This is a genomic window from Pseudomonas sp. GW821-FHT07B01 (genome assembly GCF_059419065.1).
Map to the genome: position 1 here is coordinate 1 of NZ_JBWKRA010000041.1, position 24,447 is coordinate 24,447.

Consider the following 24,447-nt stretch of genomic DNA (forward strand, 5'->3'; position numbering starts at 1 on the left):
GGTGGGTGATGACGGGATCGAACCGCCGACCCTCTGCTTGTAAGGCAGATGCTCTCCCAGCTGAGCTAATCACCCTTTGCTTCGTTGAGGCCGCGAAATTTACGCAGGTAGCGGACCTAAGTCAATAGCCTGCTTGAAGTTTTTCTGAAAAAGACAAAATGACTTCAAGACAGCTACCCGCCCTACTCGCTGTAAATCATCTTCTTGCTCATGCCGCCGTCCACCACGAACTCTTGCCCGGTGACGAACCCGGCCTGGCGTGACAGCAACCAGGCCACCATCGCCGCCACGTCCTCCACCGTCCCCACCCTGCCCGCCGGATGCTGGGCATGATCGGCGTCGGTGAGCGGCTCTGCACGCCGCGCAGCCGGGTCACGGGCGTCGATCCAGCCAGGGCTGACCGCATTGACCCGCACTTCGGGCCCCAGGCTCATGGCCAGGGCGTGGGTCAGGGCCAACAGCCCCCCTTTGCTGGCCGCATAGGCTTCGGTGTCGGGCTCCGATTGACGCGCCCGGGTCGAGGCCAGGTTGACGATAGCGCCGCCGTGGGCACGCAGGTAAGGCGCGCAGTGCTTGGCCAGCAGCATCGGCCCACTGAGGTTGACCGCCAGCACCCGATTCCAGTAAGCCAGGTCGAGGCTTTCCAGGGTGATATTGCGCGGGTCGGCCACCGCCGCGTTGCACACCAACGCATCCAGGCGCCCGAACTGCCCCAGCACCTCGGCGACACCCTGGGCCACTTGCTTCTCGTCGGCCACGTCCATGGTGATAAACCAGGCATTGTCGCCCAGCACCTTGGACACCTTGGCACCGCGCTCGCGGTCCAGGTCGGTCAGCACCACCTGCCAGCCTTCGCTGATCAGCCACGCGGCAATCCCGAGGCCAATGCCCCGCGCCGCGCCCGTCACCAGCGCCACGCGCCCGTTACTGGCCGCCGCAGCCTCCATGGACCACTCGATCACAAGGCCGCCAGCCCGCGGGCCAGGTCTGCCTGCAAGTCAGCAACATCTTCCAGGCCCACCGCGATGCGAATCAGGCTGTCCCGGATGCCGGCCGCTTCACGCTCCTGCGGCGCCAGGCGCCCGTGGGAGGTGGTGCTCGGGTGGGTGATGGTGGTCTTGCTGTCACCCAGGTTGGCGGTAATGGAGATCAAGCGCGTCGCGTCGATGAAGCGCCAGGCGCCGTCTTTGCCGCCCTTCACTTCAAAACTCACCACTGCACCGAAACCGCGCTGCTGGCGCTGGGCCAAGGCGTGTTGCGGGTGGCTCTTGAGACCGGCGTAATGCACTTTCTCGATACCGTCCTGCTGCTCCAGCCACTCGGCCAGGGCCTGGGCGTTGGCGCAATGGGCTTTCATGCGCAGGCTGAGGGTTTCCAGGCCTTTGAGGAAGATCCAGGCGTTGAACGGGCTGAGGGTCGGGCCGGCGGTGCGCAGGAAGCCCACCACTTCCTTCATCTGCTCGCTGCGACCGGCCACCACGCCGCCCATGCAACGGCCCTGGCCGTCGATAAACTTGGTTGCCGAGTGCACCACGATGTCCGCACCCAGCTTCAGCGGTTGCTGCAAGGCCGGGGTGCAGAAGCAGTTGTCCACCACCAGCATCGCGCCCTTGGCATGGGCGACTTCGGACAGCGCGGCAATGTCCACCAGCTCAGCGAGCGGGTTGGACGGCGATTCGACGAACAACAGCTTGGTATTGGCCTTGATGGCCGCTTCCCAGCCGGACAGGTCCGCCAGGGGCACGTAATCGACTTCAATACCGAAACGCTTGAAGTACTTCTCGAACAGGCTGATGGTCGAGCCGAACACGCTGCGCGATACCAGCACATGATCGCCGGCGCTGCACAGGCTCATCACTACCGCCAGGATGGCCGCCATGCCGGTCGCAGTCGCTACGGCCTGCTCGGCACCTTCCAGGGCCGCGATGCGCTCTTCGAACGCACGCACGGTCGGGTTGGTGTAGCGCGAATACACGTTGCCCGGCACTTCGCCAGCAAACCGCGCAGCGGCGTCGGCGGCAGTACGGAACACGTAGCTGGAGGTGAAGAACATCGGGTCGCCGTGCTCACCTTCCGGGGTACGGTGCTGGCCGGCGCGCACAGCCAGGGTATCGAAAGCTACGCCATCGAGGTCGCTGTCCAACCGACCGGCATCCCATTCCTGACTCATGCTGCGACTCCTTATTCAATTCTTTGTTTAAGATACAAAACCGGCCCCTCAGGGCCGGTGTCTACTCAGTTGTTATACAGGTCGATGATCGCGCTGACCGCCTGGGTCTTGATCTTCGACGAGTCGTTGCGCGCCTGCTCGATCTTGTTCAGGTAGGCCTCGTCGACATCGCCGGTCACGTACTTGCCGTCGAACACGGCGCAGTCGAACTGCTCGATCTTGATCTTGCCACCGCCAACCGCTTCGATCAGGTCCGGCAGGTCCTGGTAGATCAGCCAGTCAGCGCCGATCAGGTCGGCCACGTCCTGAGTCGAACGGTTATGCGCGATCAGCTCATGGGCGCTCGGCATGTCGATACCGTACACGTTCGGGTAACGCACCGCAGGCGCAGCGGAACAGAAGTACACGTTCTTCGCCCCGGCTTCGCGGGCCATCTGGATGATCTGCTTGCAGGTGGTGCCCCGCACGATGGAGTCATCTACCAGCATTACGTTCTTGCCGCGGAACTCCAGTTCGATGGCGTTGAGCTTCTGGCGTACCGATTTCTTGCGCGCAGCCTGGCCGGGCATGATGAAGGTACGGCCGATGTAGCGGTTCTTCACGAAGCCTTCGCGGAACTTGACGCCCAGATGGTTGGCCAGCTCCAGCGCGGCGGTACGGCTGGTGTCCGGGATCGGGATGACCACATCGATATCGTGCTCGGGACGCTCGCGCAGGATCTTCTCGGCCAGCTTCTCGCCCATGCGCAGGCGCGCCTTGTAGACCGAGACGCCGTCGATGATCGAATCCGGACGCGCCAGGTAGACGTGTTCGAAGATGCACGGGGTGAGTTTCGGCGCTACGGCGCACTGACGGGTGTGCAGCTTGCCGTCTTCAGTAATGTAGACAGCCTCGCCCGGCGCCAGGTCGCGGATCAGGGTGAAGCCCAGCACGTCCAGGGACACGCTTTCGGAAGCGATCATGTACTCGACGCCTTCGTCGGTGTGACGCTGGCCGAACACGATCGGGCGAATGCCGTGGGGGTCGCGGAAACCAACGATGCCGTAACCGGTGATCATCGCCACCACCGCATAACCACCGACGCAACGGTTGTGCACGTCGATCACGGCGGCGAACACGTCTTCTTCGGTCGGCTGCAGCTTGCCGCGCTGGGCCAGCTCGTGGGCGAACACGTTGAGCAGCACTTCCGAATCGGAGCTGGTGTTGACGTGGCGCAGGTCAGATTCGTAGATCTCCTTGGCCAGTTGTTCAACGTTGGTCAGGTTACCGTTGTGCGCCAAAGTGATGCCGTAAGGCGAGTTGACGTAGAACGGTTGAGCTTCGGCCGAGGTCGAGCTACCGGCAGTCGGGTAGCGCACATGGCCAATGCCCATGTGCCCGACGAGGCGCTGCATGTGACGCTGATGGAACACGTCACGCACCAGGCCATTGTCCTTGCGCAGGAATAACCGGCCGTCGTGGCTGGTCACAATACCGGCAGCGTCCTGGCCGCGGTGCTGGAGGACGGTTAGCGCGTCATACAGCGCCTGATTGACGTTCGACTTACCGACGATACCGACGATGCCACACATGCGACGCAACCCCTACTTAATGAATCTTGACTGAACACAGCTTACTGAGGCGTTTTGGCCGGTAAGAGGTGTTCCTTGAACGGAAGATCAGCGGGTACGCTGATTCCGCTGGCCAGCCACTGACTGCTCCACCCCAGAATGAGGTTCTTGGACCAGTCTGCAACCAATAGAAATTTTGGCACGAGTACCGACTCCTGCCACCACGAATCCTGCTGTACCGGCCCCAGGCTCAACAGCCCGACCGCCACGACCACCAGCAGCGCGCCACGCGCAGCCCCGAAGGCCATGCCGAGAAATCGATCGGTCCCGGAGAGGCCGGTGACACGTATCAACTCGCCAATAAGATAATTGACCATTGCCCCCACCAACAGCGTGGCGATGAACATGATGGCGCAGCCCGCGATGACGCGAGCCGAAGGTGTCTCTATGTACCCGGCCAGGTAGACCGACAGTGAACCACCGAACATCCAGGCTACGACTCCTGCAATGATCCAGGTCAGCAACGACAGTGCTTCTTTTACGAAGCCGCGGCTCAGACTGATCAAAGCGGAGATGGCGACGATTGCAACGATCGCCCAATCAACCCAGGTAAATGGCACAGTGCAGCCTACGTACGGATAAGGCGGCGCATTTTAGCAGAGCGCCGGGCTATCGGTAAGCGGTGATTGCGGGTGCTTTGCAAATCAATAGATTGTGATGGGCCAATCGCATTTCAACCCCAGCACAAACCAATGTGGGAGCTGGCTTGCCTGCGATGAGGGCGGCACATTCGACATCGTTGTCGATTGAACCACCGCCATCGCAGGCAAGCCAGCTCCCACATTTAGAGCCTATTGCCCGTTCAGCCGCGCTCGGGCTGGAAACGCACCACAAACCCGTTGAGGTTCTGCTGACGACCCAGCAAATCGCGCAGGCGATCTGCCTCGGCACGCTCAATCAGCGGCCCGACAAACACACGGTTCTTGCCGTCGGCGCTGCGGATATAAGCGTTATACCCCTGGGCACGCAGCTTTTTCTGCAAGGCATCGGCGCTTTCGCGATTGGCCAGGCTGGCGAGCTGGATCGACCAACTGATCGGCAGACCATTGGGGTCGATGCGGCTCTGACCCACATCCGGCTTACCCGGTGCAGCAGGCTGCGGCGCCACAGGCTTGGGCGCTGGCGCCGGTGCAGCCGGTTTGGCGGCGACAGCCGGGGCTGGCGTTGGCTTGACCACCGGCACACTTGGCTGCACCGGCATCGAAGGGGCCTGCGAAGGTGCCTGTTGGGTGACGACCTCCTCTTCGACGGGCACAGGTTCTTCCGGCAACACCTGAGGCTCAGGCACAACTACCGGTTCGACTTGAACCTGCGGCACCACCGGTGCCTGGGGCGCAGCGGGAGCTTCAACCACCACCTGGCGCTGTTCGTCCTGGCGGGAAAACAGCATCGGCAGAAAGATTACCGCCAACGCCACCAGCACCAGGGCCCCGACCATTCGCTGCTTGTATGCGCTATCCAGTAATGCCATGTGCAGCTTCCTCCGTGGAGCGCCGGGCCAGCCATTCAAGCGCCTCGGCAACACAATAAAATGATCCGAACAACAGGATTTCGTCCTCGGCCGTCGCTACCGCACACTGCGCCTCCAGGGCTGCAGTGACGCTTGCATACGACGTCACCGGCGCGTCAAGGTTCTGCAAGGCAGTTTCCAACTCAACCGCAGGACGGCTGCGTGGCGTGTCCAGCGGCGCAACGGCCCAGTACTGGACGCTGCCCAGCAGTGGCACAACCACGCCGTCCAGGTCCTTGTCGACCAACAACCCGAACACCGCCAGGCGACGCCCCACCGGCGGCGTACGCGCCAGACGCTGAGCCAGGTACTGCGCAGCATGGGGGTTATGGCCTACATCCAACATCAGGCTCAGGCGCTTGCCTTGCCAGTTGAAGGTTCGGCGATCGAGGCGCCCCACCACTTTCGTTGCCAGCAAGGTCGCGGCGATCTGCGCGGCGTCCCACGGCAGGTCCAGCAGCAAATAGGCTTGCAGCGCGAGCGCGGCGTTTTCCATCGGCAGGTTCAGCAACGGCAAATCAAGCAGCTCTACCCGTTGGCCACGTGCATCCTGCCCACGCCATTGCCAATGGGTGTCGCCGATGTCCAGGGTGAACTCGCGACCCCGCAGGTAGAACGGGCAATCCAGTTCGCGCGCCCTGTCGAGCAAGGGTTGCGGCGGGTCCAGGTCACCACACAGCGCCGGACGGCCCTGGCGGAAGATCCCGGCCTTTTCAAAAGACACCGATTCGCGGGTATTGCCCAGGTAATCGGCATGATCGACACCAATGCTGGTTACCAGGGCCAGGTCGGCATCCACCACGTTGACCGTATCCAGGCGCCCGCCGAGGCCGACTTCCAGCACGACCACATCCAGTTGCGCACGCTCGAACAGCCAGAACGCCGCCAGGGTGCCCATCTCGAAATAGGTCAGGGAAATGTCGCCACGCCCGGCTTCCAGGGCTGCGAACGCTTCGCACAGCTGGGCATCAGTGGCTTCTACGCCATTGAGCTGCACCCGCTCGTTGTAGCGCAGCAGGTGCGGCGAGCTGTACACGCCGACTTTGAGGCCCTGGGCCTGCAACAGCGCGGCCACAAAAGCACAGGTGGAGCCTTTGCCGTTGGTGCCGGTCACCGTGATCACACGCGGTGCCGGCTGGCCCAACCCGAGGCGGGCCGCTACCTGTTGCGAGCGCTCCAGGCCCATGTCGATGGCGGACGGATGCAACTGCTCAAGGTAGGCGAGCCATTCGCCCAGGGTACGTTGGGTCATAGGTTTGCTGGCACCGGCGGCACAACGATCGGCTCGACTTTAGGTGCGATGTACACAGGCGTCGGCAAGCCCATCATTTGCGCGAGCAGGCTGCCCAGGCGCGGGCGCAGTTCGCCACGCGGAATGATCAGGTCGATCGCACCGTGCTCCAACAGGAACTCGCTGCGCTGGAAGCCTTCCGGCAGTTTTTCCCGCACGGTCTGCTCGATCACGCGCGGGCCGGCAAAACCGATCAGGGCTTTAGGCTCGCCAACGATCACATCGCCCAACATCGCCAGGCTGGCGGAGACGCCGCCGTAGACCGGGTCGGTCAGCACGGAGATGAACGGAATGCCTTCTTCACGCAGACGCGCCAGTACCGCCGAGGTCTTGGCCATTTGCATCAGGGAAATCAGGGCTTCCTGCATGCGCGCACCACCGGAGGCAGCGAAGCAGATCATTGGGCAACGATTTTCCAGGGCATAGTTGGCAGCGCGAACAAAGCGCTCACCGACGATGGCGCCCATGGAACCGCCCATGAAGGAGAATTCGAAGGCCGAGACCACTACCGGCATGCCCAGCAGCTTGCCGCTGACCGAAATCAGCGCGTCTTTCTCGCCAGTCTGCTTCTGTGCGCCGACCAGGCGGTCCTTGTACTTCTTGCTGTCGCGGAACTTGAGACGGTCAACCGGCTCCAGGTCGGCACCCAGCTCATTACGGCCATCGGCATCCAGGAAGATGTCGATACGAGCGCGTGCGCCAATACGCATGTGGTGGTTGCACTTGGGGCAAACGTCCAGGGTCTTTTCCAGCTCCGGGCGATACAGCACCGCGTCGCAGGATGGGCATTTGTGCCACAGACCTTCAGGAACCGAGCTTTTCTTCACCTCGGAACGCATGATCGAAGGGATCAGTTTGTCTACTAACCAGTTGCTCATGCTTTCTTTTCTCCAGTACCGGTGGCTTGAACACAGCCCCGCGTATGCCCTTGAGCTAAATTCATATGTGGCGATGACACAGGCGGGACGGGGTCAGACGTTGGACCTGCCATTTCCCGCCCGTATCCTCAGCCTTCCAGACAACCTGCCAGCGCAGGGTTGCCACTTCGTTTCCGGGCCACCCACAGGCGGCGCCGGGCTGTTTTACACAGTGGTAGTTATGGACGGCGGCAGACTGCCAGCCGTCACATCCCACCCCTGCTGTTGCGCACGGCCTGCATGAACGCGCGAATCTTGCTCGGGTCCTTGATCCCCTTGCCCTGCTCCACCCCACCGCTGACGTCCACGGCATACGGCCGGACCTGTTCGATGGCCGCCTGGACATTCGCTGGAGTGAGCCCACCCGCGAGAATGACCGGCTTGCTCACCCCCTCGGGAATCAGCGTCCAGTCGAACGCCTCGCCCGTGCCACCGGGTACGCCTTCGACGTAGGTGTCCAACAGAATCCCGCGAGCGCCGGTATAAGCGGCGCAGGCTGCGGCGATATCGTCCCCGGCCTTGACCCGCAACGCCTTGATGTACGGGCGCTGATAGCTTTCGCATTCCTCTGGCGATTCGTCGCCATGGAACTGCAACATATCTAGCGGCACCGCATCCAGGGTTTCGTTGAGCTCGCAACGGCTGGCGTTGACGAACAACCCCACGGTGGTCACGAAGGGCGGCAATGCAGCGATGATCGCCCGCGCCTGCAGCACATTCACCGCCCGGGGGCTCTTGGCATAAAACACCAGGCCAATGGCATCCGCCCCCGCTTCGACTGCCGTCAGCGCGTCTTCTATGCGGGTAATCCCGCAAATCTTGCTGCGAACGACTGACATGTCGTAGGAACCTCAGGGTTGGACCGAGAAAGTCCCGGATGGTAACAAAAGCTTTTCCGGGCGTCAGCCGCCAAGTTCGCTGAAACCGGTGAGGAAGTGCGGCCCGATAAAGCGTTCCGGTAATTCGAACTCGTCGCGGTACTCCACATCCACCAGGTACAGGCCGAACGGATGCGCCGTGACCCCGCCCGTACGGCGAATGCGGCTTTCCAGCACTTCCTTGGCCCACTCCACCGGGCGCTCACCGGTGCCGATGGTCATCAGCACGCCAGCGATGTTGCGCACCATATGATGCAGAAAGGCACCTGCGCGAATATCCAGCACAATCATCTTGCCGTGCCGCGTCACCCGCAGGTGGTGGACTTCCTTGATCGGAGACTTGGCCTGGCACTGCCCGGCACGGAAGGCGCTGAAGTCATGCACCCCGACCAGATGCTGCGCGGCCTCGGCCATGCGCTCGGCATCCAGCGGGCGGTGGTTCCAGGTGATTTCTTCATTGAGGTGCGCCGGGCGGATCTGATCGTTGTAGATCACATAGCGATAACGCCGGGCGATAGCCTTGAAACGGGCGTGAAAATGCGCCGGCATGACCTTGGCCCAGCTGACGCTGACGTCATGGGGCAAATTGATATTAGCCCCCATCACCCACGCCTTCATCGACCGCTCGGCCTGGGTGTCGAAGTGCACCACTTGGCCACACGCGTGCACGCCGGCATCGGTACGCCCGGCACACATCAGCGACACCGGCGAGTTGGCGACTTTGGACAGGGCGTTTTCCAGGGTTTCCTGCACCGTCAGCACCCCGGAGGCCTGACGCTGCCAGCCGCGATAGCGCGAGCCTTTGTATTCCACGCCCAGGGCGATGCGGTAAAAGCCTGCGGCTGCCATTTCGGCAGCCGCGTTATCTATATTTGCCAAGAACTGAGAGCCTGAAGAGTTGCGCAAAGGCGAGCATTATAGGGCGTCAGGGTGCATGAGAGGGGGCTTTTAATCTGGGGTTTTTGTGGCGAGGGAGCTTGCTCCCGTTCGACAGCGCAGCTGGAGCCCGCTTTTCAGGGGCGCTACGCACCCCAGCGGGAGCAAGCTCCCTCGCCACAACAAGCCCGCTTCCACATTTTTCTGCCTCGTCCGTTAGATTCGGCCGAGCATTTCCTTGGCTTCGCCACGCTGGCCTTCGTTGCCTTCGGTCAGCACCTCGGACAGGATGTCTCGCGCGCCGTCAGCATCGCCCATGTCGATATAGGCCTGGGCCAGGTCGAGCTTGGTGGCCACTTCATCAGTGCCCGAGAGGAAGTCGAAATCCGGCTCATCCTCAGCACCCAGCGCGGCATCTTCAGCCGTGAAGGAAGGCTCGATCGGCGGATGTTCCAGGCTCTGGGACAATCGATCCAGTTCAGCGTTGACGTCGTCCAGCTCCGACGCGAAGGCATCGGGCTTGGCCGCAGGCTTGCTCGGCTCGTCCGCCAGCGACAGGTCAAAGTCTTCCGGCAGGTCGAATTCGTCCAGCGCAGCCGGCGTCAGGGTCGGCGGCTCCACCGGCGGTACATCCTTGATCTGCTCTTCAAGGCCCGACAGGAAGTCGTCATCGGTTTGCGACGCGGGCGGGTCCAGCTGCAGGTCCAGGTCAAAGTCCGACAGGTCCTGTGCGTCGACCTTAGACTCGGTCTGTTGTTTGAGCAATGCTTCAAAGGTTTGCTGGTCTTGCGCGATCTCGGCCGGCGAGGCGGCTTCCAGGTCATCCAGGCTCAAGTCGAAATCGGTGTCGAAGGTGTCTGCCTGCGCAGCCGAGGCCGGCTTGTCGTCGAGCAGGTCCTTGACGTATTGCGCATCCAGGGCTGCGGCGGCCACTGCGGCACTGACACCCGCCGCCAACACGGCCATGGCGGGGAAGCGCGCCTTGAGCTGCTCGACCTGGGCATGGTTCTCACCGTTGGCCACCAACTGGCGCTCCTGGGTGACGAACCCGTCCTTGTTGTTCTGCAGGCCATAGACCTCCATCAGCTTCAAACGCAGGTCGCTGCGCTTGGGCTCGTGCTTGATGGCTTGTTCAAGCACATCCGCCGCCTGGTTCAGGTGGCCACGGTCAATATGGGATTGGGCCTGACCCAGGGCGTCGCTGGAATTTTCCTGAGCCACGGCAACCGCCAACGGCGCCAGCACGGAGGCGACCGTCGGCGCCACAACCGTCTCGACCACCGGTGCTGGCGCGGGTGCGGCTGCTGGCGCCACTGCGGTGGCGAGCTTGACGCTCGGCGGCGGCACTTCAAGGCCCTCGAAGCTGTCAGGCGGCAGGTCTTGATCGATATTGGAAACGAACTCAGGCTCTTCGGCCAACGCCCGAGCCATGCGCAGATGCTTCTCTTCTTCACGGCGAGCATTGCGATGGCGAGCCCATAGCAGCAGAAGCAGCAGCACCACCAGCAGGGCCGCACCGCCAAGGATGCCGAGCACAATCGGGTTGGTCAGCAGATCATTGAACTTGCCTTCGGTACTGGCCGGCGCGGCAGCCGGCTTGACAGGTTCAGGCGCTGGCGCTGGCGTTGCAACAGGGGCCGCAGGCTCGGCTGCAGGCTCACCGGGCAACTGTGCGGGTATCGCGGCTGGCTCACCCGTTTGCGCCTGCAAACGAGCCAATTGGTCATTCTTCAGCTGGATCAGCTTCTGCAGCTTTTCCAACTGGCTTTGCAGGTCGGCGGCACGGCTTTTCAGTTCTTCGTTGTCGCGCCGCGTGGTGTCGAGCTCTTCCTGGGTCATCGCCAGCTTGTCGCTCAGGGCGCGGCTGTCCCCAGCTGCGCCTTTGCCACCTTTCTTGGCGGCTTGCGCCGATACCAGGCTCAAATTGTCCTTGGCCTGGGTGCTCGACGGCGCATTGCCGGCCTGGGTGCGCCGGGTTGCATCCAACTGCGGCTTACCGGCCACTTGCCCCTGAGGACTACGCTGGCGCTGGCGCCAGGCGGCGTTCTGCGCACTCACTTCGGCAATCGCTTGCGGCTGGGCCAGGGCTGTACTTTGGGTGATATCCGGCAGGCGTAGCACCTGGCCGGTTTTCAGGCGGTTGATGTTGCCGTCGACAAAGGCATCCGGGTTAAGCGCCTGGATAGCCAGCATCGTTTGCTGGACCGAGGCGCCATGACGGTTCTTCGCGGCAATTTCCCACAAGGTATCGTGGGGCGTGGTGGTATGCCGGGCAAGCGTGCCAGTGGCAGGCGCAGAGCTGGCCGGCGCGCTGGCAGTCGGTGCCGGCTGGTCAAACTTGGCCGGGTCGAGCAGCACACTGTAGTCACGCATCAAGCGGCCATTGGGCCATTGCACCTGCATCAGGAAACGCACGTAGGAATCGGGCAGCGGCTTGCTGGAGGTCACACGTACCACGCTGCGACCTTCGGGGTTGATCACCGGCGTGAACGTCAGGTCATCGAGAAACGCCTGGCGGTCGACACCCGCATCCACGAAGGCCTGGGCCGAAGCCAGGCTGGGGGTGATCTCGGACGCCGTGAGGCCGCCCACATCGCGCAATTCGATTTCCACCGACAGCGGCTGGTTCAACTTCGACTTGAGGGTCATCTCCCCAAGTTGCAGCGCCTGCGCCATACCGGAGGACAGCGCCGAGGCGGCCGCTATTGCTAACACCAGTTTGCGAACTTGAACCATAGCCTCATCCTTTGTTTGAACACTTCCCGCTCTGCGAGAAGGTTGGTAACCGCTGCCATAAGGCATGGCGAGCCGATAGGTCACCGACGCGCTTGTGTTTCACTTGGGACCAAGCATAGCGCCTGGCTAGAATCAATCTACAAATTGCCGCCAAGTATCTTTTACACAAGGTCTTTTATCAACAACTGCGCCAGTTCCACGGCGTTCAGGGCCGAGCCTTTGCGTACGTTATCTGACGTCAGCCAAAGATTTAGTTCCGCCGGGTCGTCGATACCTGCGCGAACTCGCCCGACGTACACCACGTCCTGGCCGACGGCATCGCCTACGGCTGTGGGGTAATCGCCCTCCTCGACCAGCTCGATTCCCGGCGCAGCGTCGAGGGCGCGGTTCACCGCGGCCAGGTCGACCGGCGCGGCCAGTTGCAGCGACACAGTCAGGCTATCGCCGAAAAACACCGGGGCTTGAACGCAGGTGGCGGAAATCTTTAGTAACGGTGTTTCCAGCACCACACGCAGTTCGTGTACGAGGCGCTTCTCCAGGGCGGTATGACCTTGGACGTCTGGCGTGCCGACTTGCGCCAGCAGATTGAACGCCACTTGCCGATCGAAGAACGTTGGCTCCAAGGGACGCACGTTCAGCAGTTCGGCAGTCTGGCGCGCCAACTCGCTGACGGCCTCGCGGCCCTGGGCAGAGATGGCCAGGTTGGCGGTGACGCTCACGCGCTGGATGTCCACTACATTGCGCAACGGTGCCAGCACCACCGCGAGGTAGGTGGCACAAGGGCTCGGGCTGCCGAGCTGGAAAGGCTTTTTCAACGCGCCCAGCACATGGGCGTTGGCCTGCGGCACCACTTGCGGCGCCTGCTCGGCGGGCAAAGCGCCAGACAAGTCAATCACCGCGCAGCCAGCGGCGGTGGCACGCGGGGCGAAGCTCAGGGTCACCGCGGGGCCTGCAGCGAAGAACGCCAACTGCACCTTGCTGAAATCAAACGTGTCGACCTCTTTGACCCGCACGTTCTTGCCCCGAAACGGCACCGAAGCCCCCGCCGAGTTGCTGCCCGCCAGCAGGTACAAGGTGCCCACCGGGAACTCCAGCTCTTCGAGAATCTGCACCAGGGTTTCGCCAACGGTACCGGTAGCGCCGATCACTGCGATTTCAAAGGTCTGGGTCATGGGATTGCCTCGGGCATTACGGGGGAGCGGCACTTTACCGGGTGGTAGAGGGTGAGGCAATTACAGCCCCCCCTGATCGTTCCCGCGCTCTGCGTGGGAACGCCTCCTGTGACGCTCCGCGTCACGCCTCTAAAGCAGACGCAGAGCGTCCAGAGCTGCATTCCCACGCAGAGCGTGGGAATGATCACAAAGGCAACAAAAAACCCGCGCCTGTCACCAGAACGCGGGTTTCTGTTATTGCTTCAAGCGATCAACGCTCCAGCAAAATCCGCAACATGCGACGCAACGGCTCAGCCGCGCCCCACAGCAGTTGGTCACCGACGGTGAACGCGCCGAGGAACTGGCTGCCCATGTTCAGCTTGCGCAGGCGGCCCACCGGCACATTCAGGGTGCCGGTGACCTTGGTCGGGCTCAACTCCTGCATGCTGATATCGCGGTTGTTCGGCACCAGCTTGACCCAAGGGTTGTGCTGGCTGATCAGCCCTTCGATATCGGCGATCGGCACATCTTTGTTCAACTTGATAGTCAGCGCCTGGCTGTGGCAACGCATGGCGCCAATGCGCACGCAGATGCCATCCACCGGGATCGGGTTCTTGAAACGCCCCAGGATCTTGTTGGTTTCGGCCTGGGCCTTCCACTCTTCGCGACTCTGACCGTTAGGCAGTTCCTTGTCGATCCACGGGATCAGGCTACCGGCCAATGGCACGCCGAAGTTCTCGGTCGGGTAAGCATCGCTGCGCATGGCCTCGGCCACACGGCGGTCGATGTCGAGGATGGCGCTGGCCGGGTCAGCCAGTTGATCGGCGACAGCGGCGTGGGTCGCGCCCATCTGCTTGATCAGTTCACGCATGTTCTGCGCGCCGGCACCGGAGGCCGCCTGATAGGTCATCGCGCTCATCCACTCCACCAAGCCCGCTTCGAACAGGCCGCCCAGGCCCATCAGCATCAGGCTGACGGTGCAGTTGCCGCCCACGTAGTTCTTGGTACCGGCGTCCAGTTGCTGATCGATGACCTTGCGGTTGACCGGGTCGAGGATGATCACCGCGTCGTCCTGCATGCGCAGGCTCGAAGCGGCGTCGATCCAGTAACCCTGCCAGCCGGCTTCGCGCAGCTTGGGGAAGACTTCGCTGGTGTAGTCGCCACCCTGGCAGGTCAGGATCACGTCGAGGCTCTTCAACTCTTCAATGCTGTAGGCATCCTTGAGCGGGGCAATATCCTTGCCCACGGACGGCCCTTGGCCACCTACGTTCGAAGTGGTGAAAAACACCGGCTCAATAAGATCGAAATCCTGCTCTTCCAGCATCCGCTGCATGAGCACGGAACCGACCATACCGCGCCAACCGATCAGACCTACACGTTTCATCGCAACTACACCTTGTTAAAAAGTGGGCCGCCTTGCAGCAACAACTGCAAGCGGGCCCGAGAGATTACAGATTCCGCAGCGCGGCGACTACTGCGTCGCCCATTTCTTGCGTCCCGACCTTGGTGCAACCCTGGGACCAGATATCGCCGGTGCGCAAGCCCTGATCCAGCACCAGGCTGACGGCCTTCTCGATTGCGTCCGCCGCATCGCCCAGGTTGAAGCTGTAGCGCAGCATCATCGACACCGACAAAATCGTCGCCAGCGGGTTGGCAATGCCCTGCCCCGCGATGTCTGGCGCCGAACCGTGGCACGGCTCGTACATACCTTTGTTGTTGGTGTCCAGGGACGCCGACGGCAGCATGCCGATGGAACCGGTGAGCATCGACGCCTGGTCGGACAGGATGTCGCCGAACAGGTTGTCGGTGACAATCACGTCGAACTGCTTGGGTGCGCGCACCAGTTGCATGGCGGCGTTGTCGACGTACATGTGGCTCAGTTCGACGTCCGGATAATCCTTGGCGACTTCTTCGACGATTTCACGCCACAGTTGGCTGGAAGCCAGCACGTTGGCCTTGTCCACCGAGCAGACTTTTTTGCCGCGCACGCGCGCCATGTCGAAACCGACACGGGCGATACGGCGGATTTCGCTCTCGCTGTATGGCAGCGTGTCATAGGCCTGACGCTCACCATTTTCCAACTCGCGCACACCCCGTGGCGAGCCGAAGTAGATACCGCCGGTCAGCTCACGCACGATGAGGATATCCAGGCCCGCTACCACTTGCGGCTTGAGGCTCGACGCGTCAGCCAGTTGCGGGTAGAGGATGGCCGGGCGCAGGTTGCCGAAGAGACCCAGTTGCGCACGGATTTTCAACAGGCCGCGCTCAGGGCGGATGTCACGCTCGATCTTGTCCCATTTCGGCCCACCCACGGCGCCGAGCAGTACCGCATCGGCAGCCCGGGCGCGGTCCAGGGTCTCGTCAGCCAGCGGCACGCCGTGCTTGTCGATGGCAGCGCCGCCGATCACGTCGTGGCTCAGCTCGAAGCCCAGGCTGTACTTGCTGTTGGCAAGCTCAAGGACCTTAACCGCTTCGGCCATGATTTCCGGCCCAATACCGTCGCCAGGGAGAATCAGAATCTGCTTGCTCATGGGTTCCTCATTTCATCAAGCGACCCGCCCGTGGGCAGGTCGGGAAAAATCAATCAGCGTTCGGCGAAGACCACCAGCACATCGGTGCTGAAGGTGCCGTCGGCTTGAATTTCGTAATAATCGCGTACTTCCTGGCCCATCGCCTGTTGCAGCTCAAGGATTGCTGCACGCAGTACCTCTGGCGTGCGCATGCGTTCAACCCACGAGGTGTACTCCAGGCGCAAGCGCTGGCGACTGCTGTTGCGCACGTGCAGGCCAGCCTCACTCAACTGGCGCATCCACTCGGCGCCGGAATAGTCACGTACATGGCTGGTGTCGCGCAGCACTTCGACGGTTTGCAGGTAAGTGTCCAACAGCGGGCTGCCCGGTGACAAGACATCCACAAATGCCGCCACGCCACCCGGCTTGAGCACACGGCGCACTTCACGCAGGGCCAGGCCGAGGTCGCTCCAGTGATGGGCCGAATAACGGCTGAACACGAAGTCGAATTCGCCATCGGCGAACGGCAGGCGCTCGGCGGCGCCGTGCACGGTGCGGATGTTGTCCAGGTTGCGGTCTTTGGCGGCGGCGGCCACCACGTCGAGCATAGGCTGGGACAAGTCGTAGGCCACCACTTCTTTGACCAGAGGCGCCACGTGGAAGCTGACATGACCGGCACCGCAGCCCAGGTCCAGCAGACGTGCAGCGCCCTGCCCGGCCAGTTCAGCCTGTAGCAGTGCGAATTCGGTGCCCTGGGCGTGTACGGCGCTGCTCAGGTAGGCCGAGGCTTGCTCGCCGAATTGTTTTTGCACGACTTGAGTGTGGGCGGTGGTGGTCATGGTGGCTTTCCTTGGGGTTTGTGGTGGTTGCACTGGCGCTATCGCAGGCAAGCCAGCTCCCACAGTTGGAACTCCAATGTGGGAGTCGGGCTTGCCCGCGATGGGGCCCGCACGGTTACCGCAAATCAGGCATCGCGAAACAGCCAGGGCTGGCTCGCCCGGTGCCGGGTTTCAAACGCAGCAATCGCATCGCCGTCCTGCAAGGTCAGGCCGATGTCGTCCAGGCCGTTGATCAGGCAGTGCTTACGGAAGGCATCCACTTCAAAGTGGTACACCTTGCCATCCGGGCGGGTCACGGTTTGCGCGGCCAGGTCCACCGTCAGTTGGTAGCCGACATTGGCCTCCACTTGCTGGAACAACTCGTCCACTTCTGCGTCGCTCAAGATGATCGGCAACAGGCCGTTCTTGAAGCTGTTGTTGAAGAAGATATCGGCGTAGCTCGGCGCGATGATGCTCCGAAAGCCGTACTCTTCCAGGGCCCACGGCGCGTGTTCACGGCTGGAGCCGCAACCGAAGTTTTCCCGGGCCAGCAACACGCTGGCACCTTGGTAACGCTCGGCGTTGAGCACAAAGTCCTTGTTCAGGGGGCGCTTGGAGTTGTCCTGGTAGGCGTAGCCCACGTCCAGGTAGCGCCACTCATCGAACAGGTTGGGGCCGAAACCGGTGCGCTTGATCGACTTCAGGAATTGCTTTGGGATGATCTGGTCGGTGTCCACATTGGCACGGTCCAACGGCGCTACAAGGCCTGTGTGTTGGGTAAAAGCTCTCATCGGGTTTTCCTCAGATCAATTCGCGAACGTCGATGAAACGACCGTTGACGGCAGCAGCGGCGGCCATGGCCGGGCTCACCAGGTGGGTACGCCCACCCGCGCCCTGACGCCCTTCGAAGTTACGGTTGGAGGTCGATGCGCAATGCTCGCCCGACTCCAGGCGGTCCGGGTTCATCGCCAGGCACATCGAGCAGCCCGGCTCCCGCCATTCAAAACCGGCTTCGAGGAAGATCTTGTCCAGCCCTTCGGCTTCCGCCTGGGCTTTAACCAGCCCGGAACCTGGCACCACAATGGCTTGCTTGATAGTCGAGGCCACCTTGCGGCCCTTGGCGATCACCGCCGCGGCGCGCAGGTCTTCGATCCGCGAGTTGGTGCAGGAGCCGATAAATACACGGTCCAACTGGATATCAGTGATCGCCTGATTGGCGGTCAACCCCATGTATTTCAAGGCGCGTTCGATGGAGCCACGCTTGACCAGGTCGGCTTCTTTGGCCGGGTCCGGCACGTTCTGGTCGACGGCCAGGACCATTTCCGGCGAAGTGCCCCAGCTGACTTGCGGCTTGATCTGCGCAGCGTCGAGTTCGACCACGGTGTCGAACACCGCATCGGCGTCGGAGACCAGGTCTTTCCACGCTTCGACGGCGGCATCCCAATCGGCGCCTTGCGGCGCGAACGGGCGACCCTTGACGTATTCGACGGTTTTTTCGTCCGCCGCCACCATGCCCACGCGGGCACCGGCTTCGATGGACATGTTGCAGATGGTCATGCGGCCTTCAATGGACAGGCCGCGGATAGCACTGCCGGCGAACTCGATGGCATGGCCGTTGCCGCCCGCGGTGCCGATCTTGCCGATCACAGCCAGTACGATGTCCTTGGCGGTCACGCCAAACGGCAATTGGCCTTCGACGCGTACCAGCATGTTCTTCATTTTCTTGGCCACCAGGCACTGGGTGGCAAACACGTGCTCCACCTCGGAAGTACCGATGCCGTGGGCCAGGGCGCCGAACGCACCATGGGTGGAGGTATGAGAGTCACCGCAGACCACGGTCATGCCCGGCAAGGTGGCGCCCTGCTCCGGGCCGATGACGTGGACGATGCCTTGGCGCACGTCGTTCATCTTGAATTCGGTGATGCCGTATTCGTCGCAATAGTCGTCGAGGGTCTGCACCTGCAACCGCGAAACCTGGTCGGCAATGGCTTCGATGCCGCCCTTGCGCTCAGGAGTGGTCGGCACGTTGTGGTCCGGCGTGGCGATGATGGAGTCGACGCGCCAAGGCTTGCGCCCGGCCAGTCGCAGGCCTTCGAACGCTTGGGGCGAGGTCACTTCATGGATGATGTGACGGTCGATGTAGATCAGCGACGATCCATCATCGCGACGTTTCACTTCGTGGGAATCCCAAAGCTTGTCGTAAAGCGTTTTGCCGGCCATCAGTCGGTCCTCATCAGCGGTGCTTCTATACGCCGGGCTTTTCAATAACCCTTTGGCTTGTGAGGCTGATGGTATGGCGCTACATTAAATAACTCAAATTCATATTTTTTATGCTTTGGATTACCAACTGGAATAGCACAATGGACCTGGCCAACCTCAACGCCTTTATCGCCATCGCCGAGACCGGCAGCTTCTCCGGCGCCGGCGAACGCCTGCACCTGACCCAGCCGGCCATCAGCAAGCGCATCGCCGGCCTGGAACAACAATTGAAGGTACGGCTGTTCGACCGCCTGGGCCGCGAAGTCGGCTTGACCGAGGCCGGGCGGGCCTTGCTGCCCCGCGCCTATCAAATCCTCAACGTGCTGGACGACACCCGCCGGGCCCTGACCAACCTCACCGGCGAAGTCAGCGGGCGCCTCACTCTGGCCACCAGCCACCATATCGGCCTGCATCGCCTGCCGCCGATCCTGCGCACCTTCACCCGGCAATATCCGAAGGTGGCGTTGGATATTCAGTTTCTGGATTCAGAAGTGGCCTACGAAGAAATCCTCCATGGCCGTGCGGAAGTCGCGGTAATCACCCTGGCGCCTGAGCCCCACAACCTAGTACGTGCTACCCGGGTGTGGGACGACCCGCTGGATTTTGTGGTGGCGCCGGAACACAGCCTGATCAGCAACGGTTCCGTCAGCCTGGGCGATATCGCCGGGCATCCGGCCGTGTTTCCCGGTGGCAACACCTTTACCCACCATATTGTCAGCCGCCTGTTCGAGGCCCAGGGCCTGACGCCCAATATCGCGATGAGCACTAACTACCTGGAAACCATCAAGATGATGGTCTCCATCGGCCTGGCCTGGAGCGTGTTGCCGCGCACCATGCTCGACGATCAGGTGGCAAGTATCGCTTTGCCGGGCATACAGCTCAGTCGCCAGCTAGGCTATATCGTGCACACCGAAAGGACGCTGTCGAACGCTGCGCGGGCTTTCATGAGCCTGTTGGATGCACAGGTCGATCTGCCAGGGTTACCGGCATGACACTGTGCGGGCCAGGGGTTTAGGTCAAACCGCGCGGTTTTCTCAATGAGCCAAGGCCCTTTGATAATGCGCAACCCCCTTGACCCGATTCCACCCCTGCCCCGCATCTACGCCCTGGACCCTCAAGCGGCGGAACAAAGCTGGGACAGTGCCCCGCAGTTGCTCGCGGCCCTCAATGCCGCGCGGCTGGGTGCCTGGTGCTGGGAAATCGACACAGGAAGAATCAGTTGGTCACGGGGCACCCAGGCGCTATTCGGCTTTGACCCGCGCCAGCCTCTGCCCAAGGACCTCGATTACCTAGACCTGCTGGCCCCGCAAGACAGTGCGCGGGTGGTGCGCGGCTTTCATGCGGTGCTCGCCGGAGAGCCCTTCGACCGCGCCATGCACCACCGCATCCAATGGCCCGATGGCAGCCTGCACTGGCTGGAAATCAGCGGCAACCTGGCCCCCGACAAAGCCGGACGGCGACGCATGATCGGGGTGATCCGCGAGATCACCCACCAACGCGACCGTGAACATGCCCTCAGCCATTCGGAAAAGCGCTTCGCCACCCTGTTCCACCTGTGCCCGAACATGGTACTGCTGACGCGCCAGGCCGACGGCTTGATCAGCGAAGCCAACCAGTATTTCGAAATGCTGTTCGGCTGGCCGGTGGCCGATGCCATCGGCCGCACCACCCTGGAACTGGGCCTGTGGCGCCACCCGGAACAGCGGGCGCTGCTGGTCAAGGCCACGCAACGCAAAGGCGAACCCATCACCATGGAAGTGCAGTTCTGCGCCAGCAACGGCCAGATTCATGACGGCACCCTCAGCGCACAAAAGGTGGAACTGGACGGCGAGGCGTACCTGATCAGCACCTTTCTGGACATCACCGAACGCAAAAACGCCGAGCAAGCGCTCAAGGAAAGCCAGGAACGCCTGGACCTGGCCCTGGATTCCGCGCAACTGGGCACCTGGGATTGGCACATCCCCAGCGGCATGCTCTACGGCTCGGCGCGAGCCGCCCAGCTACACGGGCTGGAGCCCGCGCCGTTCCATGAGTCTTTCGAGGCGTTTTTTGAAGGCATGTCCGATGAGGACCGGGAGGGCATGCGCCATGCTTACCGCAGTTTGCGCGAAGGCCCGGACGGCAACTATCAGCTGACCTACCGCGTGCAAATGGAAGACGGCAGCCCGCGCTACCTGGAGAGCCGCGCACGCCTGTATCGCGATGAGTCAGGCAAGCCCCTGCGCATGGCCGGCACCTTGCTGGATATCACCGACCAGGTCGAGCGCGAGCAACGGCTGACCGCCTCGGAAGAAAAGTTCGCCAGCCTGTTCCAGGCCAGCCCCGACCCGATCTGCGTGACCTGCCTGGACAGCGGCGCCTTTATCGAGATCAACCCGGCGTTTACCCAGACGTTTGGCTGGACAGCCGCCGAAGTGCTCGACAAAAGCGCGGAACAAATCGGCTTGTGGGACGACTCCAGCAAGCGCCTGCAGCGCATCGAGCAGGTGATACGCGAACAGGCCCTGAGCAATGTGGCTATCGTGGTGCATCACAAGGACGGCCAAAGCCTGACCTGCATGATTTCCAGCCGCTTGATCAAGGTCAGTGACCAGCCGTGCATCGTCACCACGCTGCGCGATATTACCCAACAGCAACGCTCGGAAGCCGCACTCAAGGCCAGTGAAGAGAAGTTCGCCAAGGCGTTCCACTCCAGCCCCGATGCGATTTCCATCACCGAGCGCGACACCGGCCGCTATGTGGAGGTCAACGACGGTTTTTGCCGCCTGACCGGTTACCGCACCGAAGAAGCCATCGGCCTGACGCTGTACCAGATCGGCATCTGGGCCGATGAAAACCAACGCGCCGCACTGTTGGCCGAGTTGCACATCAAGGGGCGCATTCACCACCTGGAAATGCTCTGGCGCAACAAGCGTGGCGAGGTTCTGGCGGTGGAGGTCTCGGTGGAGCCGATCACCTTGAATGAAACCCCCTGCCTGCTGCTGACCGCGCGGGATGTGAGCCTATTGAAGAACGCCCAGGCGCAGATCCGGCACCTGGCCTATCACGACCCGCTGACCAACCTGCCGAACCGGGCACTGCTGATGGACCGCCTGAGCCAGCAGATCGCCCTGCTCAAGCGCCACAACCTGCGCGGCGCCCTGCTGTTTCTGGACCTGGATCACTTCAAGCACATCAACGACTCCCTCGGCCACCCCGTTGGCGACACCGTGCTGAAAATCGTCACCGCGCGCCTGGAAGCCAGCGTGCGCACGGAGGACACCGTGGCGCGCCTGGGCGGCGACGAGTTTGTGGTATTGCTCAGCGGCCTGGAGGGCACCCGCCAGACGGTCAGCAGCCAGGTGCAAGCGCTGGCCGATACCCTGCGCGAATTGCTCTCGGAACCCATGTTCCTTGACGGTCACCGGTTGCAGGTCACGCCCAGCATCGGCGTGGCGCTGATCCCCGATCATGGCACCACACCCGCCGATCTGCTCAAGCGTGCCGACATCGCCCTGTACCGCGCCAAGGACTCCGGGCGCAACACCACCCAGATGTTCCACAACAGCATGCAGAAAACCGCCAGCGAGCGCCTGCGCATGGAAACCGACTTGCGCCTGGCCTTGTCACGCGGCGAATTCAGCGTGCATTACCAGCCCCAGGTGGATGCGCGCGGCAACCGGATAGTCGGCGCCGAGGCCCTGGTGCGCTGGCAGCATCCACAATTGGGCGCGCAGTCGCCGGCGGAATTTATCAAGGTATTGGAAGACAGCGGCCTGATCCTGGAGGTCGGCACCTGGATTCTCGATGAAGCCTGCGGCGCCTTTGCCCAGTTGATTGCCGACGGCCTGGTGGACCCGCTCAATTTCAGCCTGTGCGTGAATATCAGCCCGCGGCAGTTTCGCCAGAACGACTTTGTGGAACGGGTGGAGCACAGCCTCAAGCAACACGGCCTGCCGTTCAGCCTGCTGAAACTGGAAATCACCGAAGGCATCGTGATCCAGAACCTGGACGACACCGTGGTGAAAATGCGCCGCCTGAAAAAACTAGGCGTGAGCTTTGCAATGGATGACTTCGGTACCGGCTACTCATCCCTGACCTATCTCAAGCGCTTGCCGGTGGACGCACTGAAGATCGATCAGTCGTTCGTGCGCGATGCGACCCACGACCCCAATGACGCAGAAATCATCCGCGCCATTGTGGCCATGGCGCGCAGCCTGAACCTGGAAGTCATCGCCGAGGGGGTGGAAACCCTGGAACAGCTGGCGTTCCTGCAAAAGCTGGGCTGCCATTTGTTCCAGGGGTATTTACACAGCCGGCCATTGCCGATCGAGGGTTTCAGGCGGTTGCTGGAATAGGGCCGCGCCTGATCACGCGAGGTTGCAAAAGGTGCAGCCAAGCGCCACTGCCGTCAATGGAGCCGCCCGCCTGGCTGCCTGTTCAATTACATAAGCGCTACAGCATCGCCTTGGGTAGGGGCCGAGCCTGGGCGCCCCCATAACTCTTCACGACCATTGATAACCGCTACCGAATGCCCATTCCGATTGCACATACCCACTTGCCCACCGGCGAGCGCACTGACGCGCACCCTTTTCATGTGTTTCCTCAACCCCAGGCGCAGAAACCCCTCCCCTGGCCCCCTCTCATCCTCTCCATTGTTCAGGCTGCGAATGGCAGCATGAAAACTCCTGCTCGCCGTACCATCGTTGTCTTCCATTTGCGCGCGCTTGGCGCTGACGGCAAAAAGAAACTGCGCATCCTTGAGCATCTCTTTATCAGCACCTATAAACCGAGCTCCTTGTGCTGCTTGCGCCAACTCCGAGTCAGTCAATCTCAGCTCAAAATCGTCGCGCATGACCACGTGATAACCGCCAGGCTCTTTTCTCACCGAGCGAAAAATGTCCGTAGGGCTTTGACCAAATCGGTACATGGCTGCCTTGATGGCCGATACGGTAACGCAGTTGCCATCTGGCCCTTGGCGAAAGCCACTCCAGATATTGTCCGGCTTAGCCCCATTACGCTTTATCGAAAGACCGGGAATGTTTGCGGCGACCTCAGGCTTTGGTGGTAGCGGTTCAGGTATGACCCGAGGCGGAACCTCAGGCTGAACCCTGGGCGGAGGAGGAATATCAGGAACTGTCGTATCTTTTTTATCGGACAACAGAGAAATCAACTGTGAAAAAAAAGACGCAAACAGCCCCGACAATGTAGTGACTAATTCCGTATTAGTACCAATGCTTTTTTTAGCTGTCTCTACAGTCCCGTACTTAACCGGAGTGAGCTGAAAAGTGTCATTAATGGGTTTTAACGTATCAACAGGTGCCACCGGACGGACATCTATCACGCGCGCAATATTATTAATCGAACAGCACGACACAAGTTTCTCCTTAAACAGTACTTCTCCGAGTGGTATGCCTCGGAGAAGCCCACGTTTTATTTAAGCGTTCTTATGAGCCAGTGGATTTCAGGATCTGGATGAAAGTCGAGCATTGAAGCGCCAGTTCCTGTCGAATTTATTCTCAGCAGGACCTGGGCTGGTCAAATCCGGAACAAACTTATCGGGCTGTGGAGCGGGTGTAGGTATCGGGTTCGATTCCGGCTTAGGACCCGGCTGTGGCAAGGGGTTCGATTCCGGCCTCGGACCGGGCTGTGGCACGGGGTTCGATTCCGGCTTCGGACCGGGCTGCGGCACGGGGTTCGATTCCGGCTTCGGACCGGGCTGTGGCACGGGGTTCGATCCCG

19 protein-coding genes and 1 tRNA gene are annotated in these 24,447 nt (G+C 61.7%); 2 read left to right on the plus strand and 18 right to left on the minus strand.

The annotated features are described in order from the left end of the window. Positions 1-2: 2 nt before the first annotated feature. The 17 genes from AC07S6_RS26670 to leuC all read right to left on the minus strand — a co-directional run bounded on the left by AC07S6_RS26670 (position 3) and on the right by leuC (position 18,687). A tRNA-Val gene (locus AC07S6_RS26670) sits at positions 3-75 on the minus strand. Positions 76-182: 107 nt separating this feature from the next. Then, positions 183-947 (minus strand): SDR family oxidoreductase, encoded by a 765-nt coding sequence (locus AC07S6_RS26675; RefSeq protein ID WP_003192533.1) that lies wholly within the window; start codon positions 945-947, stop codon positions 183-185. An 11-nt stretch (positions 948-958) separates the two neighbouring features. Further along, a complete protein-coding gene (locus AC07S6_RS26680; protein WP_014719150.1) occupies positions 959-2,170 on the minus strand; it encodes an O-succinylhomoserine sulfhydrylase in 1,212 nt (403 codons plus the stop codon). Between the two features lie 65 nt (positions 2,171-2,235). After that, positions 2,236-3,741, minus strand: coding sequence for an amidophosphoribosyltransferase (purF, locus tag AC07S6_RS26685; protein ID WP_003192537.1), 1,506 nt, complete (start codon positions 3,739-3,741; stop codon positions 2,236-2,238). Positions 3,742-3,782: 41 nt separating this feature from the next. Beyond that, positions 3,783-4,340 carry a CvpA family protein gene (locus AC07S6_RS26690; protein WP_003192538.1) on the minus strand — a complete coding sequence of 186 codons (558 nt, stop codon included), beginning with the start codon at positions 4,338-4,340 and terminating at the stop codon, positions 3,783-3,785. A 242-nt stretch (positions 4,341-4,582) separates the two neighbouring features. Beyond that, a complete protein-coding gene (locus tag AC07S6_RS26695; protein ID WP_014719152.1) occupies positions 4,583-5,251 on the minus strand; it encodes an SPOR domain-containing protein in 669 nt (222 codons plus the stop codon). Continuing rightward, the gene (gene folC, locus AC07S6_RS26700) at positions 5,235-6,542 is read right to left on the minus strand and encodes a bifunctional tetrahydrofolate synthase/dihydrofolate synthase (protein ID WP_495113362.1); all 1,308 of its coding nucleotides are present in this window, start codon (positions 6,540-6,542) and stop codon (positions 5,235-5,237) included. The genes AC07S6_RS26695 and folC overlap by 17 nt, the downstream gene beginning before the upstream one ends. Then, the gene (gene accD, locus AC07S6_RS26705) at positions 6,539-7,459 is read right to left on the minus strand and encodes an acetyl-CoA carboxylase, carboxyltransferase subunit beta (RefSeq protein ID WP_003192545.1); all 921 of its coding nucleotides are present in this window, start codon (positions 7,457-7,459) and stop codon (positions 6,539-6,541) included. The genes folC and accD overlap by 4 nt, the downstream gene beginning before the upstream one ends. A gap of 245 nt (positions 7,460-7,704) precedes the next feature. After that, the gene (locus AC07S6_RS26710; protein ID WP_495113363.1) at positions 7,705-8,337 is read right to left on the minus strand and encodes a phosphoribosylanthranilate isomerase; all 633 of its coding nucleotides are present in this window, start codon (positions 8,335-8,337) and stop codon (positions 7,705-7,707) included. 63 nt (positions 8,338-8,400) lie between these two features. Further along, positions 8,401-9,225 carry a tRNA pseudouridine(38-40) synthase TruA gene (truA, locus tag AC07S6_RS26715; RefSeq protein WP_003192549.1) on the minus strand — a complete coding sequence of 275 codons (825 nt, stop codon included), beginning with the start codon at positions 9,223-9,225 and terminating at the stop codon, positions 8,401-8,403. 243 nt (positions 9,226-9,468) lie between these two features. Continuing rightward, complete coding sequence (locus AC07S6_RS26720; RefSeq protein ID WP_495113364.1) at positions 9,469-11,988, minus strand: motility hub landmark protein FimV; 2,520 nt, start codon at positions 11,986-11,988, stop codon at positions 9,469-9,471. 161 nt (positions 11,989-12,149) lie between these two features. Next, entirely contained in the window at positions 12,150-13,160 is a 1,011-nt protein-coding gene (locus tag AC07S6_RS26725; RefSeq protein WP_495113365.1) for an aspartate-semialdehyde dehydrogenase, read from the minus strand. 250 nt (positions 13,161-13,410) lie between these two features. Continuing rightward, complete coding sequence (gene asd / locus AC07S6_RS26730; RefSeq protein WP_003192554.1) at positions 13,411-14,523, minus strand: aspartate-semialdehyde dehydrogenase; 1,113 nt, start codon at positions 14,521-14,523, stop codon at positions 13,411-13,413. A 64-nt stretch (positions 14,524-14,587) separates the two neighbouring features. Continuing rightward, on the minus strand, positions 14,588-15,670 hold the full coding sequence (gene leuB, locus AC07S6_RS26735) for a 3-isopropylmalate dehydrogenase (RefSeq protein WP_127881868.1): 1,083 nt from the start codon (positions 15,668-15,670) through the stop codon (positions 14,588-14,590). Positions 15,671-15,723: 53 nt separating this feature from the next. Next, complete coding sequence (locus AC07S6_RS26740; RefSeq protein ID WP_259284536.1) at positions 15,724-16,488, minus strand: class I SAM-dependent methyltransferase; 765 nt, start codon at positions 16,486-16,488, stop codon at positions 15,724-15,726. 125 nt (positions 16,489-16,613) lie between these two features. After that, positions 16,614-17,258 (minus strand): 3-isopropylmalate dehydratase small subunit, encoded by a 645-nt coding sequence (leuD, locus tag AC07S6_RS26745; RefSeq protein WP_014719160.1) that lies wholly within the window; start codon positions 17,256-17,258, stop codon positions 16,614-16,616. Positions 17,259-17,268: 10 nt separating this feature from the next. Continuing rightward, a complete protein-coding gene (gene leuC / locus AC07S6_RS26750) occupies positions 17,269-18,687 on the minus strand; it encodes a 3-isopropylmalate dehydratase large subunit (RefSeq protein WP_495113366.1) in 1,419 nt (472 codons plus the stop codon). A gap of 140 nt (positions 18,688-18,827) precedes the next feature. Here leuC and AC07S6_RS26755 point away from each other — a divergent pair, with 140 nt between their 5' ends. After that, the gene (locus AC07S6_RS26755) at positions 18,828-19,718 is read left to right on the plus strand and encodes a LysR family transcriptional regulator (RefSeq protein ID WP_034126233.1); all 891 of its coding nucleotides are present in this window, start codon (positions 18,828-18,830) and stop codon (positions 19,716-19,718) included. A gap of 66 nt (positions 19,719-19,784) precedes the next feature. Further along, positions 19,785-23,063 carry an EAL domain-containing protein gene (locus tag AC07S6_RS26760; RefSeq protein ID WP_495113367.1) on the plus strand — a complete coding sequence of 1,093 codons (3,279 nt, stop codon included), beginning with the start codon at positions 19,785-19,787 and terminating at the stop codon, positions 23,061-23,063. Between the two features lie 86 nt (positions 23,064-23,149). Here AC07S6_RS26760 and AC07S6_RS26765 read toward each other — a convergent pair whose 3' ends face one another. Beyond that, on the minus strand, positions 23,150-24,082 hold the full coding sequence (locus tag AC07S6_RS26765; protein WP_495113368.1) for a hypothetical protein: 933 nt from the start codon (positions 24,080-24,082) through the stop codon (positions 23,150-23,152). Between the last annotated feature and the right edge of the window lie 365 nt (positions 24,083-24,447).

Excerpts from the sequence above, each read along its gene's own strand:
- AC07S6_RS26675 (WP_003192533.1), bottom strand. The coding sequence starts at position 947 with ATGGAGGCTGCGGCGGCCAGTAACGGGCGCGTGGCGCTGGTGACGGGC.
- AC07S6_RS26680 (WP_014719150.1), bottom strand. The coding sequence starts at position 2,170 with ATGAGTCAGGAATGGGATGCCGGTCGGTTGGACAGCGACCTCGATGGC.
- purF (WP_003192537.1), bottom strand. The coding sequence starts at position 3,741 with ATGTGTGGCATCGTCGGTATCGTCGGTAAGTCGAACGTCAATCAGGCG.
- AC07S6_RS26695 (WP_014719152.1), bottom strand. The coding sequence starts at position 5,251 with ATGGCATTACTGGATAGCGCATACAAGCAGCGAATGGTCGGGGCCCTG.
- folC (WP_495113362.1), bottom strand. The coding sequence starts at position 6,542 with ATGACCCAACGTACCCTGGGCGAATGGCTCGCCTACCTTGAGCAGTTG.
- accD (WP_003192545.1), bottom strand. The coding sequence starts at position 7,459 with ATGAGCAACTGGTTAGTAGACAAACTGATCCCTTCGATCATGCGTTCC.
- AC07S6_RS26710 (WP_495113363.1), bottom strand. The coding sequence starts at position 8,337 with ATGTCAGTCGTTCGCAGCAAGATTTGCGGGATTACCCGCATAGAAGAC.
- truA (WP_003192549.1), bottom strand. The coding sequence starts at position 9,225 with ATGGCAGCCGCAGGCTTTTACCGCATCGCCCTGGGCGTGGAATACAAA.
- AC07S6_RS26720 (WP_495113364.1), bottom strand. The coding sequence starts at position 11,988 with ATGGTTCAAGTTCGCAAACTGGTGTTAGCAATAGCGGCCGCCTCGGCG.
- AC07S6_RS26725 (WP_495113365.1), bottom strand. The coding sequence starts at position 13,160 with ATGACCCAGACCTTTGAAATCGCAGTGATCGGCGCTACCGGTACCGTT.
- asd (WP_003192554.1), bottom strand. The coding sequence starts at position 14,523 with ATGAAACGTGTAGGTCTGATCGGTTGGCGCGGTATGGTCGGTTCCGTG.
- leuB (WP_127881868.1), bottom strand. The coding sequence starts at position 15,670 with ATGAGCAAGCAGATTCTGATTCTCCCTGGCGACGGTATTGGGCCGGAA.
- AC07S6_RS26740 (WP_259284536.1), bottom strand. The coding sequence starts at position 16,488 with ATGACCACCACCGCCCACACTCAAGTCGTGCAAAAACAATTCGGCGAG.
- leuD (WP_014719160.1), bottom strand. The coding sequence starts at position 17,258 with ATGAGAGCTTTTACCCAACACACAGGCCTTGTAGCGCCGTTGGACCGT.
- leuC (WP_495113366.1), bottom strand. The coding sequence starts at position 18,687 with ATGGCCGGCAAAACGCTTTACGACAAGCTTTGGGATTCCCACGAAGTG.
- AC07S6_RS26755 (WP_034126233.1), top strand. The coding sequence starts at position 18,828 with ATGGACCTGGCCAACCTCAACGCCTTTATCGCCATCGCCGAGACCGGC.
- AC07S6_RS26760 (WP_495113367.1), top strand. The coding sequence starts at position 19,785 with ATGCGCAACCCCCTTGACCCGATTCCACCCCTGCCCCGCATCTACGCC.